The organism is Novosphingobium album (ex Hu et al. 2023), from assembly GCF_022832385.1.
In the GTDB taxonomy this organism is placed as follows: Bacteria; Pseudomonadota; Alphaproteobacteria; order Sphingomonadales; family Sphingomonadaceae; genus Novosphingobium; species Novosphingobium album.
Window position 1 is genome coordinate 48,284 of sequence record NZ_JALHLE010000036.1, and the last position, 15,538, is coordinate 63,821.

General features: G+C 64.5%; 17 protein-coding genes. 3 read left to right on the forward strand and 14 right to left on the reverse strand.

All coding sequences use genetic code 11. The features are described 5' to 3' along the window. Both MTR64_RS18500 and MTR64_RS18505 read right to left on the reverse strand, forming a co-directional pair. Positions 1–846, reverse strand: a complete 846-nt coding sequence (locus MTR64_RS18500) for a S1/P1 nuclease (protein WP_243995989.1) — start codon at positions 844–846, stop codon at positions 1–3. Then, positions 846–1,511, reverse strand: a complete 666-nt coding sequence (locus tag MTR64_RS18505) for a glutathione S-transferase family protein (RefSeq protein WP_243995990.1) — start codon at positions 1,509–1,511, stop codon at positions 846–848. Before MTR64_RS18505 ends, MTR64_RS18500 begins: the two co-directional genes overlap by 1 nt. 119 nt (positions 1,512–1,630) lie before the next feature. Here MTR64_RS18505 and MTR64_RS18510 point away from each other — a divergent pair, with 119 nt between their 5' ends. Further along, the gene (locus tag MTR64_RS18510; protein WP_243995991.1) at positions 1,631–2,053 is read left to right on the forward strand and encodes a DUF2141 domain-containing protein; all 423 of its coding nucleotides are present in this window, start codon (positions 1,631–1,633) and stop codon (positions 2,051–2,053) included. A gap of 4 nt (positions 2,054–2,057) precedes the next feature. Here the strand turns inward: MTR64_RS18510 and MTR64_RS18515 are convergent, their stop codons facing one another. The 8 genes from MTR64_RS18515 to MTR64_RS18550 form a co-directional block, all read right to left on the reverse strand. Then, on the reverse strand, positions 2,058–3,059 hold the full coding sequence (locus MTR64_RS18515; protein ID WP_243995992.1) for an inorganic phosphate transporter: 1,002 nt from the start codon (positions 3,057–3,059) through the stop codon (positions 2,058–2,060). Between the two features lie 7 nt (positions 3,060–3,066). After that, the gene (locus MTR64_RS18520; protein WP_243995993.1) at positions 3,067–4,203 is read right to left on the reverse strand and encodes a DUF47 family protein; all 1,137 of its coding nucleotides are present in this window, start codon (positions 4,201–4,203) and stop codon (positions 3,067–3,069) included. A 122-nt stretch (positions 4,204–4,325) separates the two neighbouring features. Beyond that, complete coding sequence (yihA, locus tag MTR64_RS18525) at positions 4,326–4,982, reverse strand: ribosome biogenesis GTP-binding protein YihA/YsxC (RefSeq protein WP_243995994.1); 657 nt, start codon at positions 4,980–4,982, stop codon at positions 4,326–4,328. Between the two features lies 1 nt (position 4,983). Beyond that, a complete protein-coding gene (yidC, locus tag MTR64_RS18530) occupies positions 4,984–6,771 on the reverse strand; it encodes a membrane protein insertase YidC (protein ID WP_243995995.1) in 1,788 nt (595 codons plus the stop codon). 69 nt (positions 6,772–6,840) lie between these two features. Further along, positions 6,841–7,086, reverse strand: a complete 246-nt coding sequence (gene yidD, locus MTR64_RS18535) for a membrane protein insertion efficiency factor YidD (protein ID WP_419144965.1) — start codon at positions 7,084–7,086, stop codon at positions 6,841–6,843. Beyond that, entirely contained in the window at positions 7,083–7,466 is a 384-nt protein-coding gene (gene rnpA, locus MTR64_RS18540; protein ID WP_243995996.1) for a ribonuclease P protein component, read from the reverse strand. The genes yidD and rnpA overlap by 4 nt, the downstream gene beginning before the upstream one ends. A gap of 173 nt (positions 7,467–7,639) precedes the next feature. Next, positions 7,640–7,774, reverse strand: coding sequence for a 50S ribosomal protein L34 (rpmH, locus tag MTR64_RS18545; protein WP_039388288.1), 135 nt, complete (start codon positions 7,772–7,774; stop codon positions 7,640–7,642). A 74-nt stretch (positions 7,775–7,848) separates the two neighbouring features. Next, a complete protein-coding gene (locus tag MTR64_RS18550; protein ID WP_243995997.1) occupies positions 7,849–8,631 on the reverse strand; it encodes an alpha/beta hydrolase in 783 nt (260 codons plus the stop codon). A 152-nt stretch (positions 8,632–8,783) separates the two neighbouring features. Here MTR64_RS18550 and MTR64_RS18555 point away from each other — a divergent pair, with 152 nt between their 5' ends. After that, complete coding sequence (locus MTR64_RS18555; protein WP_243995998.1) at positions 8,784–10,292, forward strand: YifB family Mg chelatase-like AAA ATPase; 1,509 nt, start codon at positions 8,784–8,786, stop codon at positions 10,290–10,292. Between the two features lie 16 nt (positions 10,293–10,308). On the opposite strand, the gene MTR64_RS18560 is transcribed toward MTR64_RS18555, so the two are convergent. From MTR64_RS18560 to MTR64_RS18570, 3 genes are read right to left on the reverse strand one after another with little or no spacing between them, the layout of a single operon-like run. Then, positions 10,309–11,394, reverse strand: coding sequence for an LLM class flavin-dependent oxidoreductase (locus MTR64_RS18560; protein WP_243995999.1), 1,086 nt, complete (start codon positions 11,392–11,394; stop codon positions 10,309–10,311). A 45-nt stretch (positions 11,395–11,439) separates the two neighbouring features. Further along, a complete protein-coding gene (locus tag MTR64_RS18565) occupies positions 11,440–12,219 on the reverse strand; it encodes an esterase/lipase family protein (RefSeq protein WP_243996000.1) in 780 nt (259 codons plus the stop codon). A gap of 10 nt (positions 12,220–12,229) precedes the next feature. Next, complete coding sequence (locus MTR64_RS18570) at positions 12,230–12,826, reverse strand: DUF3617 domain-containing protein (RefSeq protein WP_243996001.1); 597 nt, start codon at positions 12,824–12,826, stop codon at positions 12,230–12,232. 130 nt (positions 12,827–12,956) lie between these two features. Between MTR64_RS18570 and uvrB the strand changes: the two genes are divergently transcribed. Continuing rightward, positions 12,957–15,143, forward strand: a complete 2,187-nt coding sequence (gene uvrB / locus MTR64_RS18575) for an excinuclease ABC subunit UvrB (protein ID WP_243996002.1) — start codon at positions 12,957–12,959, stop codon at positions 15,141–15,143. A 39-nt stretch (positions 15,144–15,182) separates the two neighbouring features. Here the strand turns inward: uvrB and MTR64_RS18580 are convergent. Continuing rightward, the coding region (locus tag MTR64_RS18580) for an energy transducer TonB (protein ID WP_243996003.1) at positions 15,183–15,538 on the reverse strand (356 nt) is incomplete at its 5' end.

Below are 15,538 nucleotides of genomic sequence, written 5' to 3' on the forward strand. Positions count from 1 at the left end.
TCAGCCCAGCGCCTCGTCGAGCATCTTTGCAAGGCGCAAGCCGGCCCGTTCGATACGCTCGTCTACAATCGGGATGGCCGTTTCGATCGCCGCGTCCGTCCACACGACATGCTCCGGCTCGGAGCCGTTGCAGGGCAGCTTGCCGAAAGCGGCCGGGTAGAGGAAATCACGCGAGACTTCCCAGCTTTCCTTCGCCCAGTCGGTGACGGTGCCCGTCGCCAGACGGGCCTTCTCGTCCGCGCTGTAGCGCCGCACCAGCGGCGGGCTGGCCGAGGAAATGGCGCGCTCTGCCTCAGGCCCGTCCCAGATCGAGTGAAGGTTTAGGCCAGTGGCGATACCATAGTCGGCCTTGATCCTGTTCCCGCCAAGATCCTGATTTTCTCCCACGTGCAACGGCTGGTGCAGGTCGCCGACGAAATGGGTAAGGAAGATAAGCGCTTCCAGTCGCTGCTCCGCGGGCAGTCGCCGGTCCGCCAGCAATCGCGCGTTGCGGCCGACCTGAGCGGTAACGCAGGTGCCGTAGGAACAATTCGCCTTGATGTCGAACGGCTTGCACACCGAAATATTCTGGTAGTGCCAGGGAAAAGTATAGGCCCAACGGTCCCCGTCACGCCGAACGCAATCGGGCCAGACCGAAGCGTCTTCCAGACTCTTCACCGGGCAATCCGGCGTGACCAGTTCCGGTTCGGCATGCAGCAGTTTGCGGATCTGCGCCCGCGTTTCCGGTTTCACGTTCTCCAACGCTATCGAGGCAATCGTGCGATGACCGTAAGCACCCCAGGCGAGCACTGGCGAAGCGGCAAGCGACACCAGCGCCGCCATCACTACCAACAGGGAACGCACCATCAGGCTACCGGCATCTCGTATTGCTCGATCACCCAGTCCTCAGCTTCCGCTGCAGCGATCCACTGCTGCAGCCATTCGTGCTCCCAAACGGCTTGCATGTAGGCCTGGGCGAAGCCGGGCACGGCAATGCCATAGGTCAGGAAGCGGCTGACGACGGGCGCATAGATCACGTCGGCCGCGCTGAATGTGCCGAACAGGAACGGCCCGCCCTTGCCGAAGCGGGCACGTGCCTCGGCCCACAGGGTCAGGATGCGCACGATGTCGGCCCGCACATCCTCGTCAATTTGAGCCCCCTGCACCTGCGCGCGGATATTCATCGGGCACGAACGGCGCAACGGCAGGTAGCTGGAATGCATTTCCGCCACCATCGAACGCGCCATCGCGCGGGCATCATCCGCCTTGGGCCAGAACCGGTCGCGTCCCACCTTGTCGGCCAGATATTCGATGATCGCGAGACTGTCCCACACCACGGCCTCACCATCCCACAGGATCGGCACTTTGCCATGGCTGGGCGCCAGATCGTCCGAGGTCTGCTTGAGGTGTTCCCAGTCCTCGCCGAACAGCGGCACGGTCAGTTCGTCGAAATGCAGACCAGACTGCTTGCAGGCCAGCCAGCCGCGCAGCGACCAGCTCGAATAGTTCTTGTTGCCGATGATGAGCTTCACGGGGTGGGGGTTCCCTTTGGCTTGAGCCGGTGGGCCTAATCGCTGGAACGGGCCCTGTCGAGGGCGGAGCAAGATTTGTGACGCTGGACTTGTGACATACGCAGGATCATAAATACCTCATGCGCAGACTCGCCATTCTCCTTGCCTGCCCGCTTGTGCTGGGCGCCGCTTCGACGGGAGCCCCGGTGGAAGTGGCCGTGTCGGGCATTGGTGCCACCAAGGGACAGGTTCACGTGGACATCTGCCCGGTCGCCCAGTTTACGCGCGAGGATTGCCCTTGGTCGGCCAATGCCGTCGCCCATGCCGGCACGACTGTCATCACCGTGCCCGGGGTGCCGCCCGGCCGCTACGCCGCGCAGGCCTATTGGGATGCCAACGGCAACGGCAAGGCGGATCGCAACTTCATCGGCATGCCGCTCGAACTCGTCGGCTTTTCCAACGACGTACGGGTGAAGATGTCACGTCCCAAGTTCGATGCCGCCGCCTTTACCCATGGAGCTGGCACGACGCGCATCGCCTTCACCGTTCACAAGATCCCATGAGGGATCAGAACAGGCGCGTGATCGCGTAGAACAGTGCGCCGACCGCGGCACTGGCCGGAATGGTGATGACCCAGGCCACGATCACCCGGCTGGCCACCGACCAGCGCACCGCACTCGCGCGGCGGGCCGCGCCGGTGCCGACCACCGATCCGGTGATCGCATGGGTGGTCGAAACCGGAATGCCGAGCGCGCTGGCGCCGAACACCACGCACGAACCCGCCGTCGAAGCGCAGAAGCCCGAGTGATGATTGAGCTTGGTCAGCCGCGTGCCCATTGTCTTGATGATCTTCCAGCCGCCCGACAGCGTGCCGAGCGCGATCGCCGTATAGCAGGAAAGCACGACCCATTCAGGCACATGGAAATCGCCGGTGAGGTGCCCGGTCGAATAAAGCAGCACGGCAATGATACCCATGGTCTTCTGTGCGTCGTTACCGCCGTGACTGATCGAATAGGCCGCACTGGACAGCAGGTGCAGCCCCCTGAACGTGCGGTTGGACCCTCGCGGGGAAATGCCCTGAAACAGCCAGCTGGTGGCCAGCATCAGCAGCATGGCGATGGCAAAGCCAATCATTGGCGAAGCAACAATGGCGATGACGGTCTTGGTCGTGCCAGAACTCTCGACCACGGCGAAACCGCCATGCGCCATGCCCGCGCCGAGCAGCCCGCCGATCAGCGCGTGGCTGGAACTGGAGGGAATGCCCTTCACCCAGGTCACGACATTCCAGAACATCGCGCCCACCAGCGCCCCGAAGACAACCGCCGGGGTCACCGCGTCCTTGTCGATGATCCCCTTGCCCACGGTTTCTGCGACATGCAGCCCCACGAACCAGTACGCCGCGAAGTTGCCCGCGGCCGCGAAAAGCACCGCCGCGACCGGCGACAGCAGCCGCGTCGCCACCACCGTGGCAATCGCATTGGCCGCGTCGTGCAGACCGTTCAGGAAGTCGAACGCCAGCGCCAGCAGAACAAGGCCGATCAGCAGCGGCAGGGCAAGACTGTGGTCCATGGCCAGCTCAGGCGTGATCGATCACGAGACCATCGATCTCGTTCGCCAGATCCTCGAAGCGGTCGACCACGCGCTCGAGCCGCTTGAACATCTCCTGGCGCACGACGAAGTGCAGCGGGTCCTTGCCGCTGCTCGCCTTGAACACCCGCTTGAGGCCCTGCGCGTGGATTTCGTCGGCATGGCCTTCCATGCGCACGAGTCGTTCGGTCAGCTCGTGCAGGCGGTGGCCGTTATCGGCGATCTTGCGCAACAGCGGCATGGCCTCGGCGGTCAGGCGCGCGGCATCGACGATGATCGCGGCCATGTCGCGCATTTCCGGCTCGAACTCTATCACTTCATAGAGATCGGCGGCACCTGCGGTCTGCTGCATTTCGTCGATGGCATCGTCCATCGTCGTGATCAGGCTGGTGATCGCCGACCGGTCGAAGGGCGTCAGGAAGCTGCGGCGCACGGCATGGAGAACGTCGCGGGTGATATCGTCGGCATCGTGCTCGCGCTCTTCGATCTCGCGGATGTGCTGCACGCGCCCGGAGCCGCCCTGTGCAAGCCGCGCCAGCGCGTCGGCACCTGCAACCAGCGTCGCAGCCTGCCGCTCGAACAGATCGAAGAACTGGGTCTGCTGCGGCAGCAGCTTCTGGAACCACGCAAACATCGTATTGACCCCTGTCTTGTCAGCCATCTTGCCTGCCACGGCCCCGATCATCCGGGCAGGACTGGCAGCGGCGCGAAACTCGCGCGCGCCGAAGGAACGGATAAGCGCGCGCAAGTCGTCCTCGTCGACAGCCTTGGCTGCCTCTGCCAGCGAGAACCAGCGGCGCTCACGCTGGTGCTGCTCGTCCCATGTCTCGAGTTCCTCGGTGACCGCAAAAGGAAACACATCAACATCAGCCCAGACGAAGGCCCCCGAATTGCGCTTCTTGCGATACCGGTACGAACCCAGTGGCGTCGGGCAGGCAGCGCCCAGCACGCCAGCTTCCTCTTCCGCCTCCACCGCCGCAGCAGCATGCGGCGGCAGGCCCTTCATCAGCCCGCCCTTTGGAATGACCCAGCGCCGCGTCTCGCGCGAGGTGATCAGCAGGATCTGGATCGGTGCATCGACCGCAGGTCCGACAGTGCGGTAGGGAAGAACGGCAATCTGGCGCATCGGCGAGACATCCTCCCTTTTCCGGCGCGTGAAAGCGCGAGCCCATAAGCGAGCCTCTTATGTCACGCAATCGTCATAATGACGGAGATCCGCAGTTTTCCGGAGAAAACTGCAGCCTTATATCAAAGTTCCGCGTCACCCAGAACAGCCGCGCGCAGTTCTTCTATGCCCATGCCCTTTTCCGAACTCGTGACATGAACGTCCGGAAAGGCCGCGGGATGCTTGCGCGCCTCGGCCACCGTCGCCGCGTGAACCTTTTCGAGTTCGCTGGCCTTGATCTTGTCCGCCTTGGTGAGAACGATGCGATAGCCGACGGCGGCCTCGTCCAGCATCTTCATCATCTCGGCGTCGACCGGCTTCACGCCGTGCCGGCTGTCCACCAGCAGCAGCGTGCGCTTGAGCACCACGCGGCCACGCAGGAACTCGCGCACCAGCCGCCGCCACTTCTCGACGACAGCCGGAGGCGCCTTGGCGAAGCCGTAGCCAGGCATGTCGACAAGGCGGAACTGCAACGGTTCGCCCACGTCGAAAAAGTTCAGTTCCTGCGTTCGCCCCGGCGTCACCGAGGTACGCGCGATCGCCTTGCGGCCGGTCAGCGCGTTGAGCAGCGAGGACTTGCCGACGTTGGATCGGCCGCAGAAAGCAATCTCCGGCACCTCCGGATCGGGCAGGAACTTGAGCGCGGGCGCGCTCTTCAGGAACGTCACCGGTCCTGAAAACAGCTTGCGCGCGCGCTCGATCAGTTCACCGGCGCCGGTATCCTCCGGAGTCTGGTCCACCTCAGGCCTTGCTCTTCTCGCGGTCGAGAGCGCGCTGCTTGTCCTGCGCGTCCTTTTCCGCCTGGGCCTTCAGCTGCGGATGGCGGCTGTAGAGATACTTCTGCTGCGCGATCGTCAGCAGGTTCGAGGTAATCCAGTAGATCAGCAGGCCTGAAGCGAACGGCGCCATGATGAACATCATGAACCAGGGCATCAGCGCGAAGATCTGCTGCTGCGCCGGATCCATCTGGGCCGGGTTGAGCTTGAACTGGAAGTACATCGTCACGCCCAGCAGCAGCGCGAGAATGCCAATGGCAAGGAAGCCCGGCGGATCGAACGGCAGCAGGCCGAACAGATTGAGGATGTGCAGCGGATCGGGCGAGGACAGGTCCTTGATCCACAGCACGAAGGGCTGGTGGCGCATCTCGATCGAGAGGATCAGCGTCTTGTAGAGCGCGAAGAACACCGGAACCTGAAGGAACATCGGCAGGCAGCCCGCAAGCGGGTTGACGCCTTCCTCCTTGTACAGCTTCATCACTTCCTGCTGCTGCTTCTGCTTGTCGTCCTTGTAGCGGTCCTGCAGCGCCTTCATTTTCGGCTGAATCGCGCGCATGGCGGCCATCGAGGCGAACTGACGCTGGGCAACCGGGAACATCATGCCGCGCACGATCACTGTCAGCAGGATGATCGCGACACCGAAGTTGCCGGTCAGACTGAAGAGCTTGGTGAGCAGCCAGAAGATTGGCTTCTCGAACCAGCGGAACCAGCCCCAGTCGATGGCGAGGCTGAAATTGGCGATGCCCTGCTTCTCGTAGCCATCGAGCACCGAGTGCTCCTTGGCGCCTGCGAACAGCCTGGTCTCCTGCGTCAGGATCTTGCCCGGCTGGACGACTGACGGGCCGTAGACGACGTCCGCGCGGAAGATGTGATTGCCCAGCGATCGGAAAGTGCCTTCCGCCTTGGCCTTCACCGGGATCAGCGTCGACATCCAGTAGACGTCGGTGAAGCCGATCCAGTCGGTACTGCCGGTCTCCTTGACCGTCTGGGCGTCGGAAACGTCGCTGTAATTGGTGCCGAAGGTCACCGAACCGTCGAAAGCGCCGATCGGACCGGAATGGACGTTCCAGGTATCGAGGCTGGCGGTTTCGTCAGTGCGGTTGACGAGGCCGAAAGGCTTTACCGAAACCGGCGCGCCGCTCTTGTTGGCCACGCTCTGGTCGGCCGTGATCATGTAGTTGTCGTCGATCCTGAACGTGATCGAATAGACCTGCCCCTTGCCGTTGTCCCAGGTCAGCGTCACCGGCGTGGACGGCGTCAGCCTGGCACCGGCGGGTGCGCTCCAGACAGTCTGGGCAGCCGGGGTCACGCCCTTGTCACCGACCCAGCCGAACTGCGCGAACTGCTGCGCGGGGGTGCCGGCAGGCGAATAGATGCGCACCGGACCGGAACCCTTCTTCACCGTTTCGGTGTGACGATTGATCACCAGATCGTCGATCAGCGCACCGGAGAGGTTGATCGAACCCGAAAGGCCCGGCGCCGCGATCGGCACGCGGCCGCCCGTGGTGAGTGCGGTCTTCAGGTCCTGCTTTTCGAGCGCCACTTCCGCCGCATCGCGCAGGCCACCCTCGCGGGTCGGCTTGATCTTGCTGGCATCGGCCGCCGGCTTTGCGGCGTCTGCCGTACTGCCCGACTGCTCGACCTGCGCCGGTGCCTTGGCCTGCGGATAGAAATAGCCGACGCCGGCCTCCCATCCGAAGAGGACAAGCGCGGTCAGAACGACCGCCAGGATGATGTTGCGCTGATTATCCACGAAGGCTTTTCCTGTCGTATTCCCGTCGGCAGCGGCACCGTTGGCCGCCCGCTTCTCGTCAGTCGTTATTCAGTCGGGGACCGGATCGTGCCCGTGCCCACCCCAAGGCTGGCAGCGCAATAGACGCCATATCGCCAGGCATCCACCCTTAATCGCACCGTGCCTGCGCACCGCCTCGATCGCATATTGCGAGCACGATGGCGTGTAGCGGCAAGTCGGCGGCATCAGGCGCGAAGGCCCCAGTTGCCACGCACGGGCGATGCCGATCAGCAGCAGGCCCGGCAGCGAGACGATAAAGGCGAGCACCTTCTTCACCGGCGGCCTTTTCGCGGCCCGCCCTTGCGGCGGGCAGGATCGCCCTTGCCGTCACGCGCGCGGCCAAGCGCGGCCACCAGTTCCTCACGCAGCAAGGCAAAGTCACGCTCGATGCCGTTTTCGCGGCCGATCAGCACATGATCGGTATCGACGAGGCCATGCTCGGGCAGCACCTCACGCAGCAGCGCGCGGAAGCGGCGCTTCATGCGGTTGCGCACGACGGCGTTGCCGATCTTCTTGGTGACGGTGATGCCTGCCCGCTGCCCCTGCCCGCCATTGGCATTGGCCAGCAGGACGAATCCGGCACGCGCGACTCTCAGGCCGCGATTGGCGGCGAGAAAGTCCGACCGGCGAGTCATCGTCTGGTAGGCGGCGGTCATGACGAGCGGTCTACAGCGATTGCCCGGGCAGGGAAACCGGACCGGCCGATTCGTCCGCTGCTCCAAGCAAAACGGCACCAGCCCACGCCTCCGTCCTCGCCGCAAGGGCCAAACGGGGGCGTGGGCTGGTGCCGAAAGGCAAGGGCCGAAGCCCCCGCCCACAGCCGTGCAGATTACGCCGAGAGCTTCTTGCGGCCGCGGGCGCGGCGGGCGCGAAGCACCTTGCGGCCACCGACGGTCGCCGTGCGGGCGCGGAAGCCGTGACGGCGGGCGCGGACAAGGCGGCTGGGCTGGAAAGTGCGCTTCATGTCAGTCCTCGAAATTCCAATATCGGCCCCGAAGGACCTGAACAAAAAAGGCCATCCGCGCGGCGGACAGCCGATTACAGACGCGCGCCGTTACTGGAGCTGTAAGAGAGAGTCAAGGACGAGACGTCCTGATAGGCCAAGTTTGCAGCCAGATTTTCCGGCATGTCACGGTCCAGATTGACCCACAGGCCCATCGTACCGGTGCCGAACCACTTGGCCGATTCGAACGGCACCGAATTGGTCATGGCATAAAAGGCCTCGGCCTCAAGCGGACTCATGCCCATTTGCGTGTAGTAATCAAGGTACCGGCGGTTCTCGGGCGAATTGATCGCATAGTCTGCCGCCTCGAGTCCGGTGTCGTCCTTCCAGGAATGCACCGCGAACTCGGCGCCGGGATCGGCATAGCGGCGAGCCCCGGCCAGGAACAACTCCACGCCGCCCGAACGAACCGAACCGCCAACGGGAACGTGCGTGGCAAGGCCACGCTCGCGAATCATCCGGCCCAGCCGCAGGTTGGCAAGGTCATCCTCGGTGCCGGGACATTCGACCATTTCGATTTCGGCGATGCCGGGGTGATCGCGCAGCATCGCGGCGAACTGGGCCGGGCTGCGCGAATCGGTGACATCGACCAGCGCGGCGCGGCCTGCATCGAGCACGCGGAACGGCCCGTAGCTGGCGAGACCCTCCGGGACCGGTGCAGAGGGCAACGATTGCCAGTGTGCGGAAAGGCTGCGCTCGCCACCGCCGTGAATGTAGTCGGCATCCACCTCCACAGCCTCGTAGTCGATCGTCTGGGCCGACGCAGGGGACACAGCAGCCAGACTCAACAACCCGAAGAGAACAATGGACGAGCGCATGAATCAAAGTTGCGCCGCCCCGCCTTACCCAATTCATGCGCGAATTGGTTAAAACGTTGTAAGGTATAAATTAAGTATGCCCATTCAGCACTGAATGCGTTAGAAAAAGCCAGTCTGTTAATTAGAACATCAAAGAAATAGAGGAGCTCCTCGTGGTCGCGCTGGTTTCGACCGTGGCCTATCTCGGCCTGGAAGCCCGAGCGGTCGAAGTCCAGTGTCAAATTGCCCCCGGCCTTCCCGCCTTCGCGCTGGTCGGCCTGCCCGACAAGGCGGTCAGCGAGAGCCGCCAGCGGGTTTCTGCCGCGCTGACCGCGATGGGTCTCGCGCTGCCGCCCAAGCGTATCACGGTCAACCTCTCGCCGGCTGACCTGCCCAAGGACGGCTCACACTATGACTTGCCTGTGGCGCTCGCCCTGCTGAGCGCCATGGGCATTGTCGATGGCGAACAAATCGCGGATTTCATCGCGGTAGGTGAGCTTGCCCTCGATGGGCGGATCATCCCCTCGCCCGGGGTTCTGCTGGCGGCGCTGCACGCCAGCGAACAGGACAAGGGACTGATTTGCCCAGCCGCGCAGGGCAGCGAGGCAAGCTGGGCCAGTGGCGTCCCCGTGGTGGCGGCACCCAACCTGATCAGCCTGCTCAATCACCTCAAGGGGCGACAGGTTCTACTTCCGCCCCTTCCTGGCCGGGCCGATCCGCCGGAGCGGGGGCCAGACCTGAAACAGGTCAAGGGGCAGGAGACGGCCCGGCGTGCACTGGAGATCGCTGCGGCGGGCGCGCACAACCTGCTGATGGCGGGACCACCAGGTGCGGGCAAGTCGCTGCTGGCTTCGTGCCTGCCCGGAATACTTCCCGAGCTCACGCCTGCCGAAGCGCTGGAAGTCTCGATGGTCGCCTCGGTAGCGGGCACGCTGGAAGACGGCAGGATCAGCCGTGCCCGCCCTTATCGCGCGCCGCACCACTCGGCCTCGATCGCGGCATTGACAGGCGGCGGGCTGAAGGTGCGACCCGGCGAAGTCTCGATGGCGCACCTGGGGGTTCTCTTCCTCGATGAACTGCCCGAGTTCCAGAGGCAGGTTCTCGATTCGCTTCGTCAGCCGCTGGAGACTGGCGAAGTCACGGTCGCCCGGGCCAATGCGCACGTCACCTATCCCGCGCGCGTACAACTGATCGCGGCTATGAACCCGTGCCGTTGCGGGCATCTGGGCGATCCGGCGCAGGCCTGCTCGCGTGCGCCGAAATGCGCGGCCGACTACCAGAGCAAGGTCTCCGGACCGCTGCTCGACCGCATCGACCTACACGTTGACGTCGACCCGGTTCGCGCTGCCGACCTCGCCCTTCCGCCCCCGGCTGAAGGCAGCGTCGAGGTGGCCGCAAGAGTGGCCCGCGCCCGGCAAATCCAGACAGCAAGGCTGGACGGGACCGGGCGCCGCACCAATGCCGAACTCGACGGCGACCTGCTCGACGCCCACGCCACGCCCGACGAGCCCGCCCGCAAGTTGCTGATGCAGGCGGCCGAGGCGATGCGATTGTCCGCAAGGGGCTACACCCGCATCCTCCGCGTCGCCCGGACCATCGCAGACCTGGCGGGTGCGGAGAACATCAGCCGCATCCACGTGGCCGAAGCCCTCAGCTATCGCAGACAGGCCCCGCGGGCGTAAATCTCTCCCCTTGCCGTCAGCCCGCCTTCAGGGCGGGCAGCACCTCTCTTGCGAACAGTCCTGCCGCCTCGCCCCATCCGGCGGGATAAAACCCGGGGCCCACAGCGACGATCCGGTCCAGCCCCAGTGCCATCAACTCGCGCAAGCGCGCAAAGCAGTGGTCCGGGTTGCCGACGATGGCGAAGCGTTTCACGAAGTCCGGTGTGAGCGCGCCGCCGACAATGCGCTCCTTAGAGGCAATGTTGCCGTGCTCCATCATGTCGTAGCCCTCGCGGATTTTTCCGAGGTTCTCGCTGGCCGCAGCATCGGCGGGGCCGACCTGTCCCTGCATGGTCTGGAAGCGGGCGAGCGGCGGGGCCATGTGCATGGCAACCTCCATCGCTGTCTCCTCGTCCGGGTGGCAGACGACGACAATCTGGGCACCGTAGGAAATGCCTGCATCGCCCAGACCGGCTGCAACGCGGGCCTTGCGGGCGACGCCGAGGGCCCATCCCATGCGCTGGGGTTCGGCTCCAACGCTGAACGTCACGCGTTCGGCAACCGGCGCGGACATCGCGATGACCCTGGGGCCCGTCGCGGCAACGTCGAGCGGAACCTTAGGCAACCCCTCGGGAAGCCAATTGAGGCGCACGGCTTCAGGTCGGTTACCCAGCGACAGGGTATGGACCGGAGGCGCATCGCCCGCCGTGCCGAAATCCGCGAACGGCACTTCCCCGCCCGAAAGCAGGATCTGCAAGTGCCCGATCGCCTGTTCGAAACGCTTGAGGCTTACCGGCGCGTGGCCGAGATAGGCCAGCGCGGAATCGCCCCGGCCAATGCCCAGCACAGCGCGGCCTCCGCTGATCGCATGAATCGTTGCCGCCGCCCCCGCCGTGACCGCGAGGTTGCGCGTCAACGGATTGGTGACGCCGGTCGAGAGCTTGATACGCTCCGTGGAGCACGCCCAGACGCCCATCTGCGCAAAGGGATCGGCCGAGAGGCACTGCGAATCCATGAACATCTGGCCGTCCCAGCCCTCAGCCTCGATGGCCCGCGCGAGTTCAGGCGCGGCCCCGGTATTCGAACCTCCGGCTCTCCAGATTTCTGGCCAGATTTCCGGCATATTTCTCTCTCCCTTTGCCGCAGTCTGCGCGCGGGGGAGGGAAAATCAATCCTCCACCTCCAGCTGCCGGAGGACCTCCGAAATGACCTTGGGCGCATTCGAGAAATCGAGATGCGAGCAGCGGATCGACACCGCGCGGTCACGCTCCTCCGGCCAGCCGCAAGCTGCGCGTGGGGCGACGATGCCGTCGCGCGGGCTCCACAGGGCAATCGTCGGCACCGGCGGCTTGACCGAGAAATCGCACTCGATGGGTGGCTCGTCCACCGAATGACCGGTCACCACCTGATAGGCACGCCAGGCATTGTTGGCGCGCGGGTCGCCCGAAAAGGGCGTACCCATGGTCACGACCTTGGCCACCATATCCGGTTCACGCCGCGCAATCTCGCGCGCGAAGAGGCCGCCCAGACTCCAGCCCACCAGCGCCACGGGCGCCTTGTACTGGCGGGCAATCGCGCCGACCCGGCGCATCAGGAATGCGAAATTGGCCTGGCTCGGACCGAAATTGAAGCCGAGGCCCCATTCATGAACGTGGTGCCCCGCCGCAGCGAGCGCATCGGCCATCGGCTTCATTCGGCGCGGGTGCGAGCCGAAACCCGGCAATAACATCACCGGCATCGGATGCGCTGCTGGCTGCACCGCCGGTTCCTTGCTCCGCCCGCGGTAGAGCGAGCGCAGTTCGGCCAGCATCAGTTGCAGCGGAGGCTTGGCCACACCTGCCGGGTGCGGCTCGCGCACGAAGGCCGCGCGCCGGGCAATCGCCTCGCGCAAGGAGCCCGGCTGGTGCGGCACGGTGCTATTCACGTCGTCTTCCGGCCTTTCATTCATCAGGCCTGCATCAGGAGGCACAATCGCCGACACGCTCCGTCGTCAGGTGCATCTTCATCTTCATGGCGCCCATCGGCTGCTGCCCGCCGGTGACGTCCATGCCGACCATCACGTCCGAACCGGTTTCGCTGACGGTACCGTTCATGGTCATCGTCGCCTCGCCTTGCCCTTCGGTCTTGCAGTGCATCTGGGCATCGAGACGGCCGCCCGCAACGTCGAACTTCGAATAGGTGCAGTCGCCGCCCTTGCCGACGTTCTGAAGCATTTCCTTGTAGCCCTTCTCGGTATCCGCGTCGGTGATGCAGATGGTCTGCACCTGCGGCTTGCCCGTCATCGCCTTCATCTGGCCGGCAGCTTCCTTGGGCAGCCCGGGAATTTCCATGTCGAGGATCTCGATCGTCTGCTTGTAAGAGCCAGGCTTGGGCCGATTGAGCTTGGCGGCTTCGTGCGCGACATCATCTGCGGATCGGGTCTCGCCGGACGCGGCAGTGCTTTCGCCCGGTGCCTCTTCCTTGGAGCCGCAGGCCGCCAGCGTCAGCATCACCGCTCCCATAGTGGCACCAGCTGCACTCTTGCGCATCACATCCGCCATCGAAACTTTCCGCATATTGCACTTCCTCCGCCGCACAGGCCCCGAAACAGGGCGCGAAGAGCTATCACTGCCCCTGCCCGCTGCCAATGGCGGATCGGCCAGTGACACATTGCGGCGGACGAACACATACTCCATATGTTCCGCCATGGCCGAACTCATCATCCGCCGCGGACTCGAGGAACCGAACACCTCGGGCAGCTTCGTCCCGCACAAGCCGCAGCGCCCGGAAAAGTCGCTGCCGGGCAAGAGGTTCCAGATCGTTTCGGACTATGCACCGGCCGGCGACCAGCCCACCGCGATCGCCGAACTCACCGCCTCCGCGCTGGAAGGCGAGAAGACGCAGGTGCTGCTCGGCGTCACCGGATCGGGCAAGACCTTCACGATGGCCAAGGTGATCGAGGAACTGCAGCGCCCGGCGCTGATCCTCGCCCCCAACAAGATCCTCGCCGCGCAGCTCTATGGTGAGATGAAGGACTTCTTTCCCGAGAACGCGGTCGAATATTTCGTCTCGTACTACGACTACTACCAGCCCGAGGCCTACGTTCCCCGGTCAGACACCTACATCGAGAAGGAAAGCTCGGTGAACGAGGCGATCGACCGGATGCGCCACTCAGCCACCCGCGCCCTGCTCGAACGCGACGACGTGATCATCGTCGCCTCGGTCTCGTGCCTCTACGGCATCGGCTCGGTCGAGACCTATTCGGCGATGATCTTCGACCTTGTTGCGGGCAAGGAGCAGGACCAGCGCGAGATCATCCACAAGCTCGTCGCCCTGCAGTACAAACGTAACGACCATGCCTTCGCACGCGGCAACTTTCGCGTGCGCGGCGACAATCTGGAAATCTTCCCGTCACACTACGAGGACATGGCATGGCGCGTGTCCTTCTTCGGCGATGAGATCGAGGAGATCGCCGAGTTTGATCCGCTCACCGGGAAGAAGGGCACAACCCTCGACAAAGTGCGTATCTACGCGAACTCGCACTACGTCACGCCCGGCCCGACGATGAAGCAGGCGGCGGACGCCATCCGCTTCGAACTGACCGAGCGACTCAAGGAACTGGAGACCGAAGGCAAGCTGCTCGAAGCGCAGCGGCTGGAACAGCGCACCAATTTCGATCTGGAGATGATCGCCGCCACCGGATCGTGCGCGGGGATCGAGAACTATTCGCGCTTCCTCACCGGCCGCCTGCCCGGCGAGCCGCCGCCGACGCTGTTTGAATACCTGCCCGACAATGCGCTGCTGTTCGTCGACGAAAGCCACCAGACGGTGCCGCAGATCGGCGCGATGGCGCGCGGCGACCACCGGCGCAAGTTGACGCTGGCCGAATACGGATTCCGCCTGCCCAGCTGCATCGACAACCGCCCGCTGCGCTTCAACGAATGGGACGCGATGCGCCCGCAGACGGTCGCCGTCTCGGCCACGCCCGGCGGCTGGGAAATGGAGCAGACCGGCGGCGTCTTCGCCGAACAGGTGATCCGCCCCACCGGGTTGATCGACCCGCCAGTAGAGATCCGCCCCGTCGAGGATCAGGTGCAGGACTGCATCGCCGAGTGCAAGGAAACGGCGGCCAAGGGCTACCGCACGCTCGTCACCACCCTTACCAAGCGCATGGCCGAGGACCTTACCGAATTCATGCACGAGGCGGGCGTGCGCGTGCGCTACATGCACTCCGACGTCGAGACGCTGGAGCGCATCGAACTGATCCGCGATCTGCGCATGGGCGTCTATGACGTGCTGGTGGGCATCAACCTGCTGCGCGAGGGCCTCGACATTCCCGAATGCGGCCTCGTGTGCATCCTCGATGCCGACAAGGAAGGCTTCCTGCGCTCAGAGACCTCGCTCATCCAGACCATCGGCCGCGCCGCGCGTAACGTCGATGGCCGCGTGATCCTCTATGCCGACCGCATGACCGGCTCGATGGAACGCGCCATCGCCGAAACCGACCGCCGCCGCGCCAAGCAGGAAGAATACAACGCCGAACACGGCATCACCCCGCAAACGATCAAGCGCCGCATCGCGGATATCGTGGCGGACACCGCAAGCCGAGACGGCGTGGTGGTCGAGCTGGAAGACAACGAGCGCAACAACCTCGTCGGCCACAACCTGCGCGCCTACATCGAGGAACTCGAAGGCCGCATGCGCGCAGCGGCGGCCGACCTGGAGTTCGAGGAGGCCGGCCGGCTGCGCGACGAAATCCGGCGGCTGGAGGCGACGGAACTGGGCCTGCCGGAGGGCGAGCACAAGGCACCCAAGGTAGGGCGCAGCAACGAAGGAAAGCTAGGAACGCGCAAGATGCGGTACGGGAAAACGCAGCGAAAATGGGGGCGGTAGCGAGACCGGGCCGTTATTCGAGACACCAAGGGCCCCGTATCAGTTCACGATGTGGAAGAAGATCTTCACGTGGACGATCGCGCGCTTGCTTGCGGACAGGCCGGGGATCGGGTCGAGTGACCGGACCTTGCGCGCGACGCGGCTGATTTCCTTGTCGAGTACCGAGTGGCCGGTCGATTGCTCGATCCCCCAGCTGAGCACCTTGCCGTCACCGGTCACGACCACGCTCAGCCCGCCAATGCCTTCCAGTCCGTCATCCAGCGCGGCTTGCGGATAGCGGATCAGGCTCGAATAGACCGCAGTCGACACCTGATCGTAATGCGCCCCGGCCTGCACCGGTGTCTCGGGCCTTGGCTTGATGTCCACGCCAGTGGCCGTGCCCGTTCCTACGCCTT

What these genes read in the sequence shown, in the direction of transcription:
- rpmH (WP_039388288.1), bottom strand. Translation starts at nt 7,774, where the DNA reads ATGAAGCGCACTTTCCAGCCCAGCCGCCTTGTCCGCGCCCGCCGTCAC.
- uvrB (WP_243996002.1), top strand. Translation starts at nt 12,957, where the DNA reads ATGGCCGAACTCATCATCCGCCGCGGACTCGAGGAACCGAACACCTCG.
- MTR64_RS18520 (WP_243995993.1), bottom strand. Translation starts at nt 4,203, where the DNA reads ATGCGCCAGATTGCCGTTCTTCCCTACCGCACTGTCGGACCTGCGGTC.
- MTR64_RS18550 (WP_243995997.1), bottom strand. Translation starts at nt 8,631, where the DNA reads ATGCGCTCGTCCATTGTTCTCTTCGGGTTGTTGAGTCTGGCTGCTGTG.
- rnpA (WP_243995996.1), bottom strand. Translation starts at nt 7,466, where the DNA reads ATGACCGCCGCCTACCAGACGATGACTCGCCGGTCGGACTTTCTCGCC.
- MTR64_RS18565 (WP_243996000.1), bottom strand. Translation starts at nt 12,219, where the DNA reads ATGAATGAAAGGCCGGAAGACGACGTGAATAGCACCGTGCCGCACCAG.
- MTR64_RS18510 (WP_243995991.1), top strand. Translation starts at nt 1,631, where the DNA reads ATGCGCAGACTCGCCATTCTCCTTGCCTGCCCGCTTGTGCTGGGCGCC.
- MTR64_RS18560 (WP_243995999.1), bottom strand. Translation starts at nt 11,394, where the DNA reads ATGCCGGAAATCTGGCCAGAAATCTGGAGAGCCGGAGGTTCGAATACC.
- MTR64_RS18500 (WP_243995989.1), bottom strand. Translation starts at nt 846, where the DNA reads ATGGTGCGTTCCCTGTTGGTAGTGATGGCGGCGCTGGTGTCGCTTGCC.
- MTR64_RS18570 (WP_243996001.1), bottom strand. Translation starts at nt 12,826, where the DNA reads ATGCGGAAAGTTTCGATGGCGGATGTGATGCGCAAGAGTGCAGCTGGT.
- MTR64_RS18515 (WP_243995992.1), bottom strand. Translation starts at nt 3,059, where the DNA reads ATGGACCACAGTCTTGCCCTGCCGCTGCTGATCGGCCTTGTTCTGCTG.